Source organism: Thermohalobacter berrensis, assembly GCF_003609645.1.
GTDB lineage: Bacteria > Bacillota > Clostridia > Tissierellales > Thermohalobacteraceae > Thermohalobacter > Thermohalobacter berrensis.
Map to the genome: position 1 here is coordinate 61,031 of NZ_MCIB01000004.1, position 17,370 is coordinate 78,400.

Here is a 17,370-nt window from a genome sequence, read left to right on the forward strand (position 1 = left end):
TAAATGAACAAGCCTATTATTGGGAAAGCATTAGAATATATAATAACTTTCTTTATTATTCTAACATTAAACTTTATGGTTCCTAGGCTTATGCCTGGGGACCCATTTACATTTCTTTCAAATGATGAGGTAGGTGTATCATTTACTTTTACAGAAGAGGAAATAAAAAAGTATAAAGACTATTATGGATTAAATAAACCTATAACTACTCAATATGTAGATTATTTAAAAAACACACTAAGTGGATATTTGGGATATAGTATTTTTTATAATGATGAAGTTTTAAATATTATTACTGAGAGAATTACATGGACAATTTCTTTAGTATTTATATCAACTTTGATTAGTGCTTTTTCTGGAAGTTTATTAGGTTCTATTTCAGCATACTATAGGCATAGAAAAATAGATAAAGTATTATACTTTTTCTTTGTTAGTATTTCTCAAATCCCTCCATTTTTAATAGGACTCTTAATTTTATATTATTTTGGAGCATATTTAAAGTTATTTCCATTATCAGGGGGTATAACTCCTTTTATGGAATATAACTCATATTGGCATAAAATAATAGATTTAGCATATCACTTCATATTACCCGCTTTAACATTAAGTTTTGTAAATATAGGGAATTTTTACTTAGTGTCTAGAAATAGTGTTATAGAAATACTTTCTAAAGATTATATAACTACTGCTAAAGCTAAAGCACTTAAAAAAAGGAGAATAGTTTTTGTACATGCCTTAAGGAATGCTATTTTCCCTATTGTTACAAGGATATTTTTAAGTTTTGGAACTGTAATAGGTGGAGCTGTTTTAATAGAAAATGTATTTAATTACCCAGGATTAGGACTTTTAATGAAAGAGGCTGTTTTTTATAGAGATTATCCCTTAATACAGGGAATATTTACGATTATGGCATTATTCGTTTTAACAATGAATCTACTATCTGATTTAATAAATAAAAAACTAGATCCGAGGTTGAGCTGATATGGGAAGAATAATTAATATTATAAAGGACTTTTCTTTAGTAGGGAAAATATCATTAATAGCCTTAGTTATTATTTTAATAATAGCTATCTTTGCACCCTATTTATCAAAGTATCCACATGATAAACCAGTTGCTAGTCCCTTAAAGTCACCGACTAAAGAACATATTTTAGGCACAGATGACCTTGGAATAGATTTATGGGCACAAATAATACATGGAGCTAGAATAAGTTTAATAGTAGGTTTAGGTACTGCTTTAATTGCAGGGGTAGGTGGAAGTACTATAGGCATACTAGCTGGGTATTTTGGAGGGTTTATAGATAAATTTTTAATGCGATTAGCTGATGTAATGATAGTGCTTCCTGAACTTCCTACTATGATTGTGTTAGGAGTTTTCTTTGGCTCCAGTATCTATAACATCATTATAGTGCTAAGCCTTTTTTCATGGATAAAGCCTGCCAGAATTGTTAGATCAAAAACTTTGTCAATTAAAGAGGAAAATTTTATAAAAATAGCACAAATATATGGTGCTAAATTTCATTATATAACAATAAAACACATTATGCCTTATATTTTTCCATTAATTTTAATTAGCTTTATAAAGTTAATAAATAGAGCAATTATTGCTGAAGCTTCCCTTTCTTTTTTAGGATTAGGTGATCCTACATCTAAAAGTTGGGGTCTTATATTAAATTATGCAATTAATTTTAGCGGAATATATTTTACTCCATATTGGAAATGGTGGGTTTTGTCCCCTTTGATAGCTATTACGATAACAGTAGTATCTATAGCTATTATAGGTAGAGAATTTGAAAAGATATTTAAACTAAAAATATAACTATAAAGAGAGGTTTGAAGAGTATGGGAAACACATTATTAAAGGTTGAAGGACTTAAAGTGAATTATTTTTCAGAAAATGGAAAAATTGAAGCCATTAAAGAAGTATCTTTTAATGTAAAAAAGGGAGAAACTATAGGTATTATAGGTGAATCTGGTAGTGGGAAGACTTCTATAGCCATGGCTATAACTGGTCTCTTAGAAAATAATGCAGAGGTTAAAGGAAAAATTATATATGAAGGAGTTAATCTTTTAGATTTAAAAGAGGAAGAAATAAATAATTATAGATGGAATAAAATAGCCATTGTTTTTCAAAATAGACTTGATGTTTTAAATCCTGTATTAACTATTAAAGAACAGATTACTGAAGTAATAATAAGGCATAATAATTTATGTAAAGATGAGGTTTATAAAAAAGTAAGAAATCTTTTTGAAAGTATAGGATTAAGTAAAGATTGGTTAAATAGATATCCCCATGAACTTTCTGGTGGAATGAGACAAAAGGTCTTAATAGCAATGGCCCTTGCTTGTGAACCTGATCTTTTAATAGTTGATGAACCTACTTCATCTCTTGATGCTGATTCAAGAAGTGAAATAATAAACTTGCTTAAAGGAATTCAAAATAGTAATAGAAAATTTTCTATGATTGTTGTATCCCATGACCTTACATTAATTAAAGAGCTTACATTTAAAGTTTTAGTATTATATTCAGGTCATATATTAGAAGAGGGTATTACTAGAGAGGTTATAAAGAATCCTCTACATCCATATACAAGGGGGCTTTTAAATTCATCACCTGAATTAAACCCATATCAAGATTTATGGGGGATACCCATATCGTTGAAAGAAGAAAAAGGAAAGGGATGTCCTTTTTACCAAAGATGTAACCAAGCAAGGATAGAATGTTCAGAACAAGTCCCTAAGTTAAAGAATTTATCTCTAGAAAGAAAAGTTGCTTGTAACAGAGGTGGTATATTAACTATATTAGAAGCTAAAGGGATATGTAAAAAATTTACATACAAAAACAGAGTAATTAAGGCCTGTGATAACTGTAATATAGATATAAAGTCTGGAGAAATTGTTGCATTAGTAGGACAGTCAGGTTCAGGAAAAACTACTCTAGCTAATATAATCTCAGGATTTTCAAAGGCAGATAATGGAGAGGTAGTTTTTGATGGGAATAAAATAGAAAATTTTAAGGAAATAAGAAAACTTAATGGGTTACAGATTATTTTTCAAGACCCATTTTCCTCTATAAATCCAAATTTTACTATAGAAGAAGCTATAAGGGAACCCCTTGATATTTTAAAGATTGAAACAAAGGATTTAAGAAAAGAAAAAGTAAAGAAAATACTGACAGATGTACAATTACCAGTAGAACAAAGTTTTGTAAAGAAGAAATGTATGGAATTAAGCGGAGGTCAGCGTCAAAGAGTTGCAATTGCCAGAGGTTTAATCATGGAACCCAAAATTTTAATTGCAGATGAAATATGTTCTATGCTAGACCCTTCAACCAAAGCTAATATGTTAAGATTACTTAAAGAACTTCAAAACAAAAAAGGATTTTCAATGTTATATATTACACATGATTTAAATATTGCTAGAAAAATCTCAGATAGAGTCTTTGTGATGTACAACGGGAACCTAGTAGAAAGTGGTAATGCTTATGAAATATTCAATAAACCAAAATGTAATTATACGAAAAAATTAATCCAAAAAGGGTTTATGAAAGCACTATAATAAAAAAATTTTCTATTAAAAATAGAAGATTCTCAAGGTTGACTTTTGTAAAACACATAACGGAAATTATGTTTTATCCACAATTTTTATTTGATTATAATTTCCTATGTATTATAAAAAATCCCCCTTTAAATAAAGGGGGATTTTTATATTTAAACTTTAAATCTTTTTACCATTTCACTTAATTGTTGAGCATACTCTGCTTGTTGTTGTGCAACACTTGCAACTTCTTCAATGGCTTCAGCTACTTCTGTTACACTACTAGCTATTTCTTGTGAACCAGCACTTGATTGTTCGATAGAGCTTGCAACTGATTCAATAGCAGTATTAACCTGTTCCATTGAGGCTAAGGTTTGTTGTGTACTTGATGCCAAATCTTCAACTATACTATTTATTTTTTCTGAATCCTCCATATACTGATTGCTTGTTTTAACTAAATTTTCATAGTCTCCAGATACTTTTCTATCTATAAACTGTAATATCTCTTGGGCATTGTCTGAAAGATCGTTAAAAGCATTTTGAACATCCTTTATAACACTTTGAATATTAGCAGCTGCATTTGTAGATTCTTCGGCTAATTTCCTTACTTCTTCAGCAACAACAGCAAATCCTTTTCCTTGATCCCCAGCTCTTGCAGCTTCAATGGCAGCATTTAGGGCTAAAAGATTTGTCTGTTCTGCCATATCTGAAATAATGTTAGCCATCTCTTCGATATCTTTAACTACTTCTCCCTTCTCTATAGCTTGTTTTACTCCTTGTCTTCTTTCCAAATATATTGTTTCTGCCATGCTTTTAGATTTTTCAGCATTTTCTTTCATATCATGAGCTTTTTTCTTAATGTCTTTAGCAAGTATATTTCCTTCTTCTGCCCTTTCTGCTAAATGTTTTGTAGCTTCTGTTACCTGTTCAACAGATGCCCTAATTTCCTCAGTGGAAGCACTACTTTCTTCCATACCAGAAGCCATCTGTTGTGTTGTAGCATTAACATTTTCTATCTGAGCTGAAACTTCTTCAACTGTAGCAGAAAGTTGCTGGCTAAATGAACCTAAATCGTCAGATTTATTTCTAATTCCTTTTATTAATTTTCTTAAATTAATATTCATTTTGTTAAAGGCTCTAGATACCATTCCAATTTCATCATTATTTTTAACTTCAGCTTCTTTAGTTAAATCACCTTGAGCAATTTGGTCAGTAGCTTTTCTTAGATTATCTAATGGTTTTAATATATTTCTTATTAAGAAAATTAAGCATAAGCTTATTACTGCAAAAGAAATAGATGCAATGATTATTCCATTAACAATTATTTCTTTAATAGCGGAATTTAAATTTTTCATAGATATTCCAACATTAACAGCTCCAACATGTTTTCCATCTATATATAAGGGTTTTAAAACATCATATACTTCAGTATTTTCTACTTCGTAGAAATATGTACCAGTATAAGTTTTTCCATCTACAGCTGCTGTTTTACTTCCAACATCACTTAACTCAATTCCAATACGGTCTCTGTTACTGTGGGCAACTGCTTTTAGATTTTTATCTATTATAAGAGCATATACTATATTTTCATTTTGTGCTAGTTTTTCAAGTAGAGCCTGTTTATCAAAGCCATTTCCTATATTTTTAATAAAATCTGCTGATATTCCTACTTGTACTATGCCTCCATTTTTTAAGGAAATAGCTCCATATTTATAATATTTTCCATCTACTTGACTTTTTCTAATTTCTTCAATTACTTCTTTTTTTTGTCCACTAAATAGTGGATAAGCAGCATGATCTTCTGGATATACATAACCAATATTTCCTTCTAAATTCGAATAAATTATTTTTCTATTTGAGTCAGCAACATTAATTTCAGCTAAATTATATTTTTTTGCAATATTACTTAAATATTCATTAGATAGATTTTCATTTTCAGATACAAAGTTTCCAATAGTTTTTATTTTATCTTCAAGCAGAAGATTTAAAGTTGATGATGCACTATTACTAACTTGAATTTCATGTACAATATTGTCTACTAAATGTAATCCGTCGTCCTTCATTTGACTAGTTATTTTTTCCTTTGCTGTATATATTGATATTCCTGTAAGCAAAGAAAATGATAGTAAAAGTAATAAGAGAGATATTGAGATAATTTTGAATCTTATTGAGATATGTTTAGTTTTTAGCATACTATGCCTCCCTATATTAAATATGTTAAAAAATGATGTTAAAAATTAAGTGAAAGTAGATATAGTTTGATTTAGATTGTTAATATTTTATAAAACTACAACAAATATTCTATAATAAAACTTTTAAAAAGGTCAACATAAATTTACAAGAATGTACTCTGATTTACAAAATTAGACAATTTCCACAAAGTGTTTTATGATATTTAATATAGAATAAATAAGAAATATTAAATGAATACTGTTAAATCAGTAAATACTGCTATTATTTTACTATATTTTACTCTTATCAATGTTAAAAATTTATTAAAGTTAACTAAAAATTAGCTTTTTGTCTTGTTTATTTAAAAATTAAATCAAAAAGGAGAGATTAAATGGTTTTAATTTTAGAGGATATTCTTGTAAAAGATGTTATGTCTAAGAATTTTATAGTATTAAAAGAAAGTGATACTTTATCTCTAGCAATTGAAAAACTGCTTAAGTTTAATATGAGGGAAGTTTTTGTTAAAGATAAAGATAAAAAAATAAAGGGAATTGTTACTTTAGCTGATATATCAAAGATAAAGAATAGTGATTTAAGTGAAAAATTAATTTTAAAAGAGTTTATGACAAATAAGATAATAACAATTAATAAAAACAATACTCTTTTACAGAGTAGAAATATTATGTTGAAAAATAAAATTGGGAGACTACCTGTTATTGAAAATGGCAAGCTTATTGGTGTTATAAGAAGAAATGAGATAATAGATTATTTTTATATGGAGATGGAGGAATTTGGGAAAAGGGTAGGACATGTAGTTAATAATATAAATGAAGCAATTTGTGTTACAGATAAAAATGGTAAAGTAATTTTATGGAATAAAAAGGCTGAAAAACTATATGGATTATCTTCTAAAGAAATAATAGGCAAGAAAATTGAAAGTTTTTTTCCTAATGCAGCAGTTTTAAAAGTATTGAAGTCTAGGAAACCTATAAAGAATCTATACCATACTCCAAAGGAAAACTATCATGTGGTTGTTAGTGCACTACCAATATATATAAATAATGAATTTGCTGGGGTTGTTACAACAGATAGGGATATAACAGAAATAAAGAAATTATCATACAAACTTGAAAAGGTTACAAGTAAAGTTAGATTTCTTGAGGATGAAATAAGGAAATACTCTTCTAATACTTTCGGACAAATTATTGGTAAAAGTGCTAAACTTTTAAAAAAGATAGAAATAGCAATGCAAGTTGCAAAAACAGAGGCATCTGTTTTAATTACGGGAGAAAGTGGTACTGGAAAGGAATTGTTTGCAAGGGCTATACATGACCATAGTGGAAGAAAAGGTCTTTTTGTTCCAGTAAATTGTAGTGCTATACCAAGTGAGTTATTTGAAAGTGAATTTTTTGGATATGAAAAAGGAGCTTTTACAGGAGCAGATAAAAACGGAAAAACGGGAATATTGGAATTGGCAAACAATGGAACTATTTTCCTTGATGAGATAGGGGATATGCCTTTACATATGCAAGCTAAACTATTGAGAGTCTTACAAGAAAAAAAAGTTAGAAGGGTAGGAGGCAATAAATATATTCCTATAAATGTAAGAATAATTTCTGCTACAAATAAGGATTTAAATAAATTAGTAGAAGAAGAACAATTTAGAGAAGATTTATATTATAGATTAAATGTAGTAGAAATAGACTTACCGCCATTAAGAGAGAGAAATGAGGATATTATATTATTAATACACTATTTTATAAAAGAAATATCTAAAAAACATAACAAACCTATTCCTCAAATTGATAAAGAAGCCATAGAAATATTACAAACTTACAAATGGAAAGGAAATATTAGAGAGTTAAAAAATGTAATTGAATATTTGATGGTAATTGATAGTGAAAAAATTATAACAAAGGATATGATCCCAAAATATATATTGGAAGATATAGACATGAAAGAAGTAAAGGATAATTATCCTCTTGATTTGAATAAAGCTATTTGTAAACTAGAAATAGACACAATAAAAAAAGCCCTTAGTATAGCCAATGGAAATAAAAAGAAAGCGGCGGAAATTTTAAATATTCCCAGGAGTACTTTGTATTATAAGATGAAAACTTATGGTATAGAGTGTCAATAATTCAACATGTGTCGAATTATTGACACTCTATTTTTTTTTGTTGATTTCTTAGTTTGTGATAATATTGTCAAAAGCAAGTGTCAAAAAGCTGACAAATTATGTTGTATCAGTCTATTGTAAAGTTTTATAAAAAAAGAATAAAGGATATATTGATTAATATTATCCACATTAAAATATGGCAACAACAAACTATTTGTAGCGTATTTTAACGAAAAAAGTAGATTTTTATAATTTTTTATCGAAAAAACAATAAAAGAATCAAAAGTTGGCACGGGGATTGCATATCCATATTAGTGAAATTTTTCTCAATCAACCTGCTAAAAGGAGGTGACAAGATGAAAATAAGTCTACCACTAAGACAGCACATAGGTAAGCCTTGCAAACCTTTGGTAAAGGAAGGGGATGAAGTTAAAAAGGGCCAACTTATTGCTGTACCAGAAGGACTAGGAGCTAATATTCACTCCAGTGTTTATGGAAAAGTAGAAAAAACAACTAATGAAAAAATAGTTATTAAAGCTGATAAAGAACAACCAAAAGAATATGTAAAAATTAAAGAAACAAATGATTATCTTGAGGCAATAAAAGAAGCAGGAATAGTTGGAGCTGGAGGAGCAGGTTTTCCTACACACGTAAAATTAGATGTTGACTTAAAAGGTGGTTATGTTATTGCAAATGCTGCAGAATGTGAACCTATTTTAAGTCACAATATAGCTTTTGTTGAAGAAAATCCTGAGATAATTATAAAGGGTCTTAAGTATGTAATGGAAATAACCAATGCTTCTAAAGGCTATATAGCCATAAAACCTAAATATAAAAAAGCAGCTATATCAATAGCTAAAGCGTGCAAAGAAGGGGATATAGAGGTTAAGTTTTTACCTGATATGTATCCTGCAGGAGATGAAAGAGTTATTATAAGAGAAATATTAGGAGTCGAACTTAAACCAGGACAACTTCCACTTGAAGCAAATGCTGTTGTATCTAATATAGAAACCCTTAAAAATATAACTTTAGCTATTGAAGAGAGAAAACCAGTAATTACTAAAGATATTACTGTAGGTGGAAGAGTTTTAAATGCTAGGAAAGGTAAAGTTTTCTTTGATGTACCTATAGGGATACCTGTTAAGGAATATATTGATAAATGTGGTGGATATTTAAATCCACACGGGGAAATTGTATTAGGAGGACCTTTTACAGGTGAAGGTAGTAAAGAAAATTCTCCTATTACAAAAACTACTGGTGGTATTTTAGTAAGTATGCCTTTCCCACAAGAAAAAGAGAAAGTTGGAGTTATAGCTTGTGAATGTGGTGCTCAAGAGGAAAGGTTAGAAGAAATTGCAGTTGGTATGGGAGCAGAGGTTGTAGCTACTACTAAATGTAAGAGAATGAAGGAAGTAAATGGAAGATATAGATGTGAAAAGCCTGGTATGTGTCCAGGACAAGCTGAAAAAGTTTTATATCTAAAGAATCAAGGAGCACAAGCTATAATTACTGGAACTTGTGAGGATTGAACTAACACAGTGATGAAGGTAGCTCCCAGGTTGGGAGTTAGAATATATCATAGTACAGACCACATTTTAAGGGCTTGTGGTCATAGGTTATATAGAAGAAAAAAATAAAATTAAAAGGAGGGATATATATGTCAATTACTGAAGAAACTGCAAAACAACATGCTAATGATTATGCTGTTACTTGCTGTAGATTTGAAGCAGGAACAGTTATTGATCCATCTACACTAGAAGATCCAAATATATTCCCTGATTTAGAGGATTCAGGATTATTAGAAATACCAGAAAATTGCTTAAAAATAGGTGAAGTTTTAGGGGCAAAATTAAAAGAAACAGTTGATGCTTTAACACCACTTACGTCAGATTTATTAGATGGAGTTAATAAAATGGAAGAAACTAAAGAAGAAGTTGAAGAAGTTAAAGAAGAAACAAATAAAGAAACAAATAAAGAAACAGAAAATGTAGTACAACCAGTAACAAATATTCAAAGCGGTTCAGTGAAGATTCATATAGGAGAAGGAAAGAATATTGATTTAGAAATTCCATTGGGCATGGTAAATGCACCAGGAGTTGTAAATAATACAGAAAATAATTCTGTTAAGGAAAATGAAGTACAAGTTGTTAATGAAGAAAAAACAGAAAAAGATAAACCAGCAAAAGAAATAAGAAGATTAAAAAGAAAATACTTTAAAATAGATAAAGTTGAATTTGGAGACGAAACAAAAATTGAAGGATCAACATTATATATAAGAAAAGATATATGCGAAGATGCTAAGAAAGTAGATCCATTAGTTGTAGATATGAAAGTAGATATCATAGGTCCAGAAAAATATGGTGAATATAGTGAAACAATAATGGATGTTCAACCAATTGCAACTAAAGAAGAAGGAAAATTAGGTGAAGGTACAACTAGAGTATTAGATGGAGCAATAATGATGGTAACTGGAACAGATGAGAATGGAGTTCAAATTGGTGAATTTGGTTCTTCTGAAGGTATATTAGAAAAAAATATTATGTGGGGTAGACCAGGTGCTCCAGATAAGGGAGAAATATTTATCAAAACAGAGGTTACTATAAAAGAGCATACTAATATGGAAAGACCTGGTCCTTTAGCTGCACATAAAGCAACAGATTTCATAACTCAAGAAATAAGAGAAGCTCTAAAGAAGCTTGATGATAATATGGTAGCTGATGAAGAAGAATTTGTACAATATAGAAGACCAGGTAAGAAGAAAGTAGTAGTGATAAAAGAGATAATGGGACAAGGTGCTATGCATGATAACTTAATTTTACCTATGGAGCCCGTTGGGGTTCTTGGAGGCAAGCCAAATGTAGATTTAGGTAATGTTCCAGTAGTTCTATCACCACTTGAAGTATTAGATGGAGGAATACATGCTTTAGTTTGTATAGGACCAGCTTCAAAAGAGACATCCAGACATTATTGGAGGGAACCACTAGTACTAGAAGCAATGCAAGATGAAGAAATTGATTTAGCAGGTGTAGTATTCGTAGGTTCTCCACAGATAAATTCAGAAAAATTTTATGTATCTGAAAGATTAGGAATGCTAATTGAAAGCATGGATGTTGATGGAGCAATAATTACGACAGAAGGTTTTGGAAATAACCACATAGACTTTGCTAGTCACCATCAACAAGTTGGAAAAAGAGATGTATCTGTTGTAGGTATGACATTTGCAGCTCAACAGGGTGCTTTGGTCGTAGGTAACAAATATATGAAGCATATGATTGATTTAAACAAATCTGATCAAGGTATAGAAAATGAAATATTATCAAACAATACACTTTGTCAAGAAGATGCTATTAGAGCATTAGCTATGTTAAAGACAGTTATGGCGGGAGAAGAAGTAAAACAACCAGAAAGAAAATGGAATCCAAATGTTAAAGTAAATAACGTTGAATTAATTGAAAAAGAAACTAACAAGAAAATAGATTTAGTAGAAAATGAACAAGTATTGCCAAAGAGTAAAAAGAGAAAAGAAATATATGAAAAAGAAGAATAGGTGATTTGATGGACAGATTAAAATATAAAGACAGGCAAATATATATGGAAGGAATCATAGTAGATATTAAAGATGGGGCTGTAGCAATAGATTTAAAGGGAAGACTTGGTTCACTTAAAGTTCCGAGAAGGATGTTAGTTTCTGATTATGAGCTGAAAACTGGACAAGAAGTAGGCTTTGTAATGAGTTATCCTGAAATTTTAAATGATAAGCCTAATGAGAAATACGTAAAAAAGGAGGTTGAAAAATGGCTTTAACAACTATTAAAGGTTTGCAATCTGAGATTTATGTACCAATAACTCCTGAACCTGTTTGGGCTCCAGTAAAGAAGGAATTAAGTGAAATGACAGTTGCATTAGTTACTGCTGCTGGAGTTCATTTAAAATCTGACAAGAGATTTAATTTAGCAGGTGATTTTACTTATAGAGATGTACCAGGTGATACACCTACAGAAGAATTGATGGTATCCCATGGAGGATATGATAATGCTGATGTAAATAAGGATATTAACTGTATGTTTCCTATTGACAGATTAAGAGAATTAGCTGAAGAAGGTTTTATAAAGGCTGTTGCACCAATCCATTTTGGTTTCATGGGTGGTGGAGGAGACCAGCAAAAATTTAGAGAAGAAACTGGTCCAGAAATAGCTAGAAGACTAAAAGAAGCAGAAGTAGACGCAGTATTGTTAACTGCTGGCTGAGGTACTTGCCATCGCTCTGCCGTGATTGTGCAGAGAGAGATTGAGAAAGTGGGTATACCTACTATTATAGTTGCTGCACTTTCTCCTGTTGTTAGACAAAATGGTGCTCCAAGAGCAGTTGCTCCACTAGTTCCAATGGGTGCAAATGCAGGAGAGCCTAATAATCCAGAAATGCAAAAGGGAATAGTTGTAGATGCTTTAAAACAATTAGTTGAAATAGATACACCTGGAAAGATTGTACCACTTCCTTATGAATATATAGCAAAAGTATAAAAAATATTAAATCAAGCTTTCCTGTTTAAATAAGCAGGAAAGCTTGATAAAAAAAGAGGGTGAAAAAATGAATGACGAAATCACCTTAAGAAGATTAGTAATAAAAACATTTCATATTAATAAGGTTGTATTTGGTGATAATAATTCTATTGATAATGGGATTCTAACTATAAATAAAGATTTTAAAAATACATTACAACAATCGGAGGATATTATAGAAGAAATAAAGATTAATATAATTGAGCCTAGAAAACATGACATATGGGTTAATACCATAATGGATATTATCCCCATATCTACCAAAGCTTTAGGAAAAATAGGAGAAGGAATTACTCATACTTTAACTGGTGTATATGTTATGCTAACGGGAGCTGATGTAGAAGGTAACCAGATGGCTGAATTTGGTTCTTCCGAGGGAATTTTAAAAGAAAAACTTAAGTTAAATAAAGCAGGAACACCTTCTGAAAATGACTATATAATACATTTTGATGTAATATTAAAAAAAGATCTTACTTTTAATAGAAAATTACCCCTCACCATTCATAAGGTATGTGATGAGTTTATACAAGAGTTTAGGCAAATTCTTAAGAAGATGGATGGTAGACAAGCTACTGAAACACATGAGTTTTATGACAAAATAAGACCTAATAAAAAGAAAGTGGTTATAGTAAAACAAGTTGCCGGACAAGGTGCTATGCATGATAATCAATTGTTTTCTAATGAACCTTCTGGTTTTAGTGGTGGAAAATCCATTATAGATTTGGGAAATGTTCCTATAATAATGACCCCTAATGAATATAGAGATGGGGCATTACGTGCCATGACTTAAGGAGTGATTTTATGGGTATAGGACCTTCAACTAAAGAAACAACCTTACATCATTTTAGAGATCCACTTTTAGATGTGGTTTCAAAGGATAATGATATAGATTTAGCTGGAATTATAATTGTTGGAACTCCCCAAGATAACAAGGAAAAACATTTTGTAGGTAAAAGAACGGCAGCATGGGTAGAAGCAATAAGGGCAGATGGTGTAATTATTTCTGTAGATGGTTGGGGGAACTCTCATGTAGATTTTGCAAATACTATTGAGGAAATAGGAAAAAGAGGTATTCCTGTTGTTGGTATGAGTTTTGTAGGTACCCAAGGTAGTTTTGTTGTTAAAAACAAGTATATGGATACAATTGTTGATTTTAATAAGTCCCAAGAAGGTGTAGAGACAGAAGTAGTAGGAGAAAACAATGTTGATTATCTAGATGCTAAAAAGGCAATAGCTTTATTAAAGTTAAAAATGATGAGAAAGGGGAATAATTAATGCAAGCTACCAGAAGTATTCATGTGGTTGATTCCCATACAATGGGAGAACCTACTAGAGTTGTTGTAGGTGGAATTCCTAATATTCCAGGAAAAACTATGGCTGAAAAGAAAAAATATTTACAAGAGAATATGGATGATATAAGAACTTCCCTAATGCATGAACCTAGAGGTCACAACGATATGTTTGGTTCAATTATGACTACACCAGTTAACGATGAAGCTGATTTTGGAATAATCTTCATGGATGGTGGTGGCTATTTAAATATGTGTGGCCACGGTTCTATAGGAGCTGTCACAATAGCTATAGAAACAGGAATGGTAAAAGCTAAGGAGCCCATTACTGAAGTAACTATGGATACACCGGCAGGATTAGTAAAAGCAAAGGCTAAAGTACAAAATGGAAAAGTTAAAGAAGTTTCAATTGTAAATGTTCCAGCTTTTCATTATAAAGAGTTAGAAATTGAAGTCCCAGAATTAGGAAAAATAAAACTGGATATTTCCTTTGGAGGAAGCTTTTTTGCCATAGTAAATGCTAAAGAATTAGGTCTTAAAGTAAAATCTGAAAATATAAGTAAACTTATAGACTTAGGGATGAAAATTAGAGATATTATTAACAAAAATGTGGAAATTAAGCATCCTAATCTAGAACATATTAAAACTGTAGACTTAGTAGAGATTTATGATGAGCCTACTCATCCTAAAGCAAATTTAAAAAACGTTGTTATATTTGGGGAAGGGCAATTTGATAGATCCCCTTGTGGCACTGGGACAAGCGCTAAGCTTGCTACATTATATTCTAAAGGTCATATTAAAGAAAACGAGAATTTTATTTATGAAAGTATTTTAGGCACTTTATTTAAAGGTAGGATTTTAGGTACAACAAAAGTAGGTAATTATGAAGCTGTTATACCTGAAATAACTGGCGCGGCTTATATTACTGCATTTAATCAATTCATAATTGATCCTGAAGATCCTGTGAAACATGGATTTTTAGTAAAGTAATTTTTAAAAAGGTTTGTCAAAAAAATAACTTATAGGGGGTATTGTATGTTAACTATTATTTTAGGAGTTTTAGGTATATTTGGACTTTGGTTTGCATTTGTATTCATTAGTGACTTTATGAAAAATAAGAGCAACTTAGAAACTAACTCTTGGAGTAAGGTTACAGGAATTGGATTTTTAACTAACTTTTTTGATACTTTAGGAATTGGTTCTTTTGCGCCAACTACAGCTTTACTTAAATTTTTTAAGCAAACACAGGATAGAGTAATTCCTGGAACATTAAATGTTTCGTGTACTATACCAGTTATACTTGAAGCTTTTATTTTCATTACTGTAATTCAAGTTGACATTATTACTTTAGTTTCCATGCTTGCAGCTGCTACAATTGGTGCTTGGGTAGGAGCAGGAATTATATCTAAGTTGCCTGAAAAGAAAATTCAGATAACAATGGGAATAGCATTATTTGTTACTGCCTTTTTAATGTTTGCAGGTAAAATGAATTGGTTCCCTAGTGGAGGAGATGCCATTGGACTAGAAGGAAGCAAACTAATAATAGCAGTAGTTGCTAACTTTATTTTAGGTGCATTAATGACTGCAGGTATAGGTCTATATGCTCCTTGTATGGCATTAATCTATTTCTTAGGAATGTCACCAAGGGTTGCATTTCCAATAATGATGGGTTCATGTGCTTTCTTAATGCCTGTAGCATCAGTAAAATTTGTTAAAGAGGGAGCTTATGATAGAAAAGCTTCAATGGGTATTACTTTAGGTGGTATAGTAGGTGTTATTATAGCAGCATATATAGTTAAGTCTCTACCATTAGAAATATTAAAGTGGTTAGTAATAGGAGTAATATTATATACTTCAATCACAATGTTAAGGTCAGCTATGAAACCAAAACAGGTTTCATATGAATAAAAATAGCAATTAATTATAAAGTATATTTATTATTAGAAAATTACTAAAATGGTTATTTAGACTATATTGACAAATGAAGAAACTGGTGAAATACAGAACTGTCCCCCCCTGTTTCACCAGTTTCTACTATTTATATATAGGAGAGTCACTCTATATAAAAGTTTAGAACTTCAAAGAGTGACTCTCAAAGTATTTATATATATTCCCAAAAAACATAAAAAATGGTTAGAGAGGAGAAAAACTAATGGAAGTTATTTCGAAACCAAGTTTAATATGGTATCTTTTAGCTTATGCAATTATCATGGTATTTTTAGGAATAAGGTCATCTCAAAAAATAAATAATAGTGAGGACTTTATATTGGCAGGAAGAGGACTTGGTGCCTTTGTATTGATGGGAACTCTTATAGCTACTTGGTGTGGAAGTGGAACGATAACGGGAGGTCCCAATTCACTAGCATATTCTTATGGTTTTTGGACAGCTGTTAGCCAAAGTTCTGTTGAAGTTATTGGAATATTGTTTCTAGTAATTATAGCAAATAAGATAAGAGAAAATGGTAAATATACTATATCTGAAATACTGCAAGAAAAATATGGGGAAGGTGCACGCATTCTTTCTGTAATAATTATAGTAATGGCTTACTTGGGAATAGTATCATATCAATACAAGGGATTAGGATATATACTAAATGTTGCCACAGGAATTGATGTTGAACTAGCCACAATTTTAGGAACCATTCTTATAATATTTTTAGCCACTGTAGGAGGATTAATGTCTGTAGCTCTTACAGATGCTATGAGTGCTTTTTTTATTGTAATTGGAGTTATAATAGGTGCCCCAGTTGCTATGTCAATGGCAGGAGGCTGGGATAATGCAATGGCTACTTTACCGAAAGATTCTTCAATATTAGGAGGACTTACACCATTACAGTTTATAGGTTATATTGTACCAGCATTATTTTTACTGCTTGGGGACCAAAATATGTATCAAAGGCTTTCTGCTTCTAAAGGTAAAAATGAAACCAAATTAGGGGCAATAGGATGGCTTATAGGAATATTAGTTATATATCCAGCAGTGGCAGTTATAGCTTTTGCAGCTAGAGTTAATTTTCCAGATATAAATCCTGGTATGGCACTTATTGCCACAACAACTATAATGCCTACTTTTATAGGAGGGCTTATGTTAGCTGCAGCTGCGGCATTTATAGTTACAACTGGAAACTCATTTCTGTTATCTGCTGCAACAAGTGTAACGTACGATATATATGGAAGGTATATTAATCCTTCAGCTTCAGAAGAAAAGAAATTAAAAATAATAAAAATAATAATTCCTATATTAGGAGTTTTAGCTTTTATTATAATAAATTACTTTAGCCAAATACTAGAAGTTCAAATGTATGCTTATACTGTATATGGAGCAGGAATAACACCGGCAGTATTGGCAGTATTTCTTTGGAAAGATGTAACTAAAGAAGCAGGAATATCATCTATGTTAGTAGGGGTTACAACTACACTAGTTTGGGAAATAATTTTGAAAAAGCCAATGGATTTAAATAGTTCAGTTGTTTCTATTCCAATTGCAATAATAACGATTATAATAGTTACATTTTTGACAAGAAATAAAAATAAAACCTCAAATATTCATGAAGTAAATGGATAATATAAATTTAGGATTCCCTTTATATTATAATGTTTTACTAGAAATTAAAGGGAATCCTAAATTTTTAGTTCAAGTTAAATACTCTGACAAAAGTTATATAGAGTAATCAAGAGTTTATATAAAGGAGGG

The 17,370-nt window shown here is 30.6% G+C and carries 15 protein-coding genes; 14 read left to right on the forward strand and 1 reads right to left on the reverse strand.

Annotated features, from left to right (window positions below; translation table 11 throughout):
• Window positions 1–3: 3 nt before the first annotated feature.
• From BET03_RS04045 to BET03_RS04055, 3 genes are read left to right on the forward strand one after another with little or no spacing between them, the layout of a single operon-like run.
• Window positions 4–981, forward strand: a complete 978-nt coding sequence (locus BET03_RS04045; protein WP_120167561.1) for an ABC transporter permease — start codon at window positions 4–6, stop codon at window positions 979–981.
• A 1-nt stretch (window position 982) separates the two neighbouring features.
• On the forward strand, window positions 983–1,819 hold the full coding sequence (locus BET03_RS04050; protein WP_120167563.1) for an ABC transporter permease: 837 nt from the start codon (window positions 983–985) through the stop codon (window positions 1,817–1,819).
• A 23-nt stretch (window positions 1,820–1,842) separates the two neighbouring features.
• Window positions 1,843–3,558 carry an ABC transporter ATP-binding protein gene (locus tag BET03_RS04055; RefSeq protein WP_120167565.1) on the forward strand — a complete coding sequence of 572 codons (1,716 nt, stop codon included), beginning with the start codon at window positions 1,843–1,845 and terminating at the stop codon, window positions 3,556–3,558.
• A gap of 152 nt (window positions 3,559–3,710) precedes the next feature.
• Here BET03_RS04055 and BET03_RS04060 read toward each other — a convergent pair whose 3' ends face one another.
• Complete coding sequence (locus BET03_RS04060) at window positions 3,711–5,729, reverse strand: methyl-accepting chemotaxis protein (protein ID WP_120167567.1); 2,019 nt, start codon at window positions 5,727–5,729, stop codon at window positions 3,711–3,713.
• A gap of 371 nt (window positions 5,730–6,100) precedes the next feature.
• Between BET03_RS04060 and prdR the strand changes: the two genes are divergently transcribed.
• The 11 genes from prdR (at window position 6,101) to BET03_RS04110 (ending at window position 17,241) form a co-directional block, all read left to right on the forward strand.
• Window positions 6,101–7,849, forward strand: a complete 1,749-nt coding sequence (gene prdR / locus BET03_RS04065; RefSeq protein ID WP_120167569.1) for a sigma-54 dependent transcriptional regulator PrdR — start codon at window positions 6,101–6,103, stop codon at window positions 7,847–7,849.
• A gap of 335 nt (window positions 7,850–8,184) precedes the next feature.
• Window positions 8,185–9,465: a proline reductase-associated electron transfer protein PrdC gene (prdC, locus tag BET03_RS04070; protein WP_183108712.1), complete on the forward strand. Its 1,281-nt coding sequence runs from the start codon at window positions 8,185–8,187 to the stop codon at window positions 9,463–9,465.
• A gap of 20 nt (window positions 9,466–9,485) precedes the next feature.
• Window positions 9,486–11,375, forward strand: a complete 1,890-nt coding sequence (gene prdA, locus BET03_RS04075; protein ID WP_120167574.1) for a D-proline reductase (dithiol) proprotein PrdA — start codon at window positions 9,486–9,488, stop codon at window positions 11,373–11,375.
• Window positions 11,376–11,383: 8 nt separating this feature from the next.
• The gene (locus BET03_RS04080; RefSeq protein WP_120167576.1) at window positions 11,384–11,632 is read left to right on the forward strand and encodes a CBO2463/CBO2479 domain-containing protein; all 249 of its coding nucleotides are present in this window, start codon (window positions 11,384–11,386) and stop codon (window positions 11,630–11,632) included.
• Entirely contained in the window at window positions 11,623–12,075 is a 453-nt protein-coding gene (locus BET03_RS14100) for a glycine/sarcosine/betaine reductase selenoprotein B family protein (RefSeq protein ID WP_479725446.1), read from the forward strand. The genes BET03_RS04080 and BET03_RS14100 overlap by 10 nt, the downstream gene beginning before the upstream one ends.
• Before the next feature lie 48 nt (window positions 12,076–12,123).
• On the forward strand, window positions 12,124–12,348 hold the full coding sequence (locus BET03_RS14105; RefSeq protein WP_479725447.1) for a hypothetical protein: 225 nt from the start codon (window positions 12,124–12,126) through the stop codon (window positions 12,346–12,348).
• A gap of 67 nt (window positions 12,349–12,415) precedes the next feature.
• Window positions 12,416–13,177 carry a proline reductase cluster protein PrdD gene (gene prdD / locus BET03_RS04090; protein ID WP_120167580.1) on the forward strand — a complete coding sequence of 254 codons (762 nt, stop codon included), beginning with the start codon at window positions 12,416–12,418 and terminating at the stop codon, window positions 13,175–13,177.
• Window positions 13,178–13,188: 11 nt separating this feature from the next.
• Window positions 13,189–13,662, forward strand: a complete 474-nt coding sequence (locus tag BET03_RS04095) for a glycine/sarcosine/betaine reductase component B subunit (RefSeq protein WP_120167582.1) — start codon at window positions 13,189–13,191, stop codon at window positions 13,660–13,662.
• Window positions 13,662–14,666: a proline racemase gene (locus tag BET03_RS04100; protein ID WP_120167584.1), complete on the forward strand. Its 1,005-nt coding sequence runs from the start codon at window positions 13,662–13,664 to the stop codon at window positions 14,664–14,666. The genes BET03_RS04095 and BET03_RS04100 overlap by 1 nt, the downstream gene beginning before the upstream one ends.
• Window positions 14,667–14,711: 45 nt before the next feature.
• Window positions 14,712–15,584, forward strand: a complete 873-nt coding sequence (locus BET03_RS04105; RefSeq protein WP_120167586.1) for a sulfite exporter TauE/SafE family protein — start codon at window positions 14,712–14,714, stop codon at window positions 15,582–15,584.
• Between the two features lie 244 nt (window positions 15,585–15,828).
• Entirely contained in the window at window positions 15,829–17,241 is a 1,413-nt protein-coding gene (locus tag BET03_RS04110; RefSeq protein ID WP_120167588.1) for a sodium:solute symporter family protein, read from the forward strand.
• Window positions 17,242–17,370: the final 129 nt, after the last annotated feature.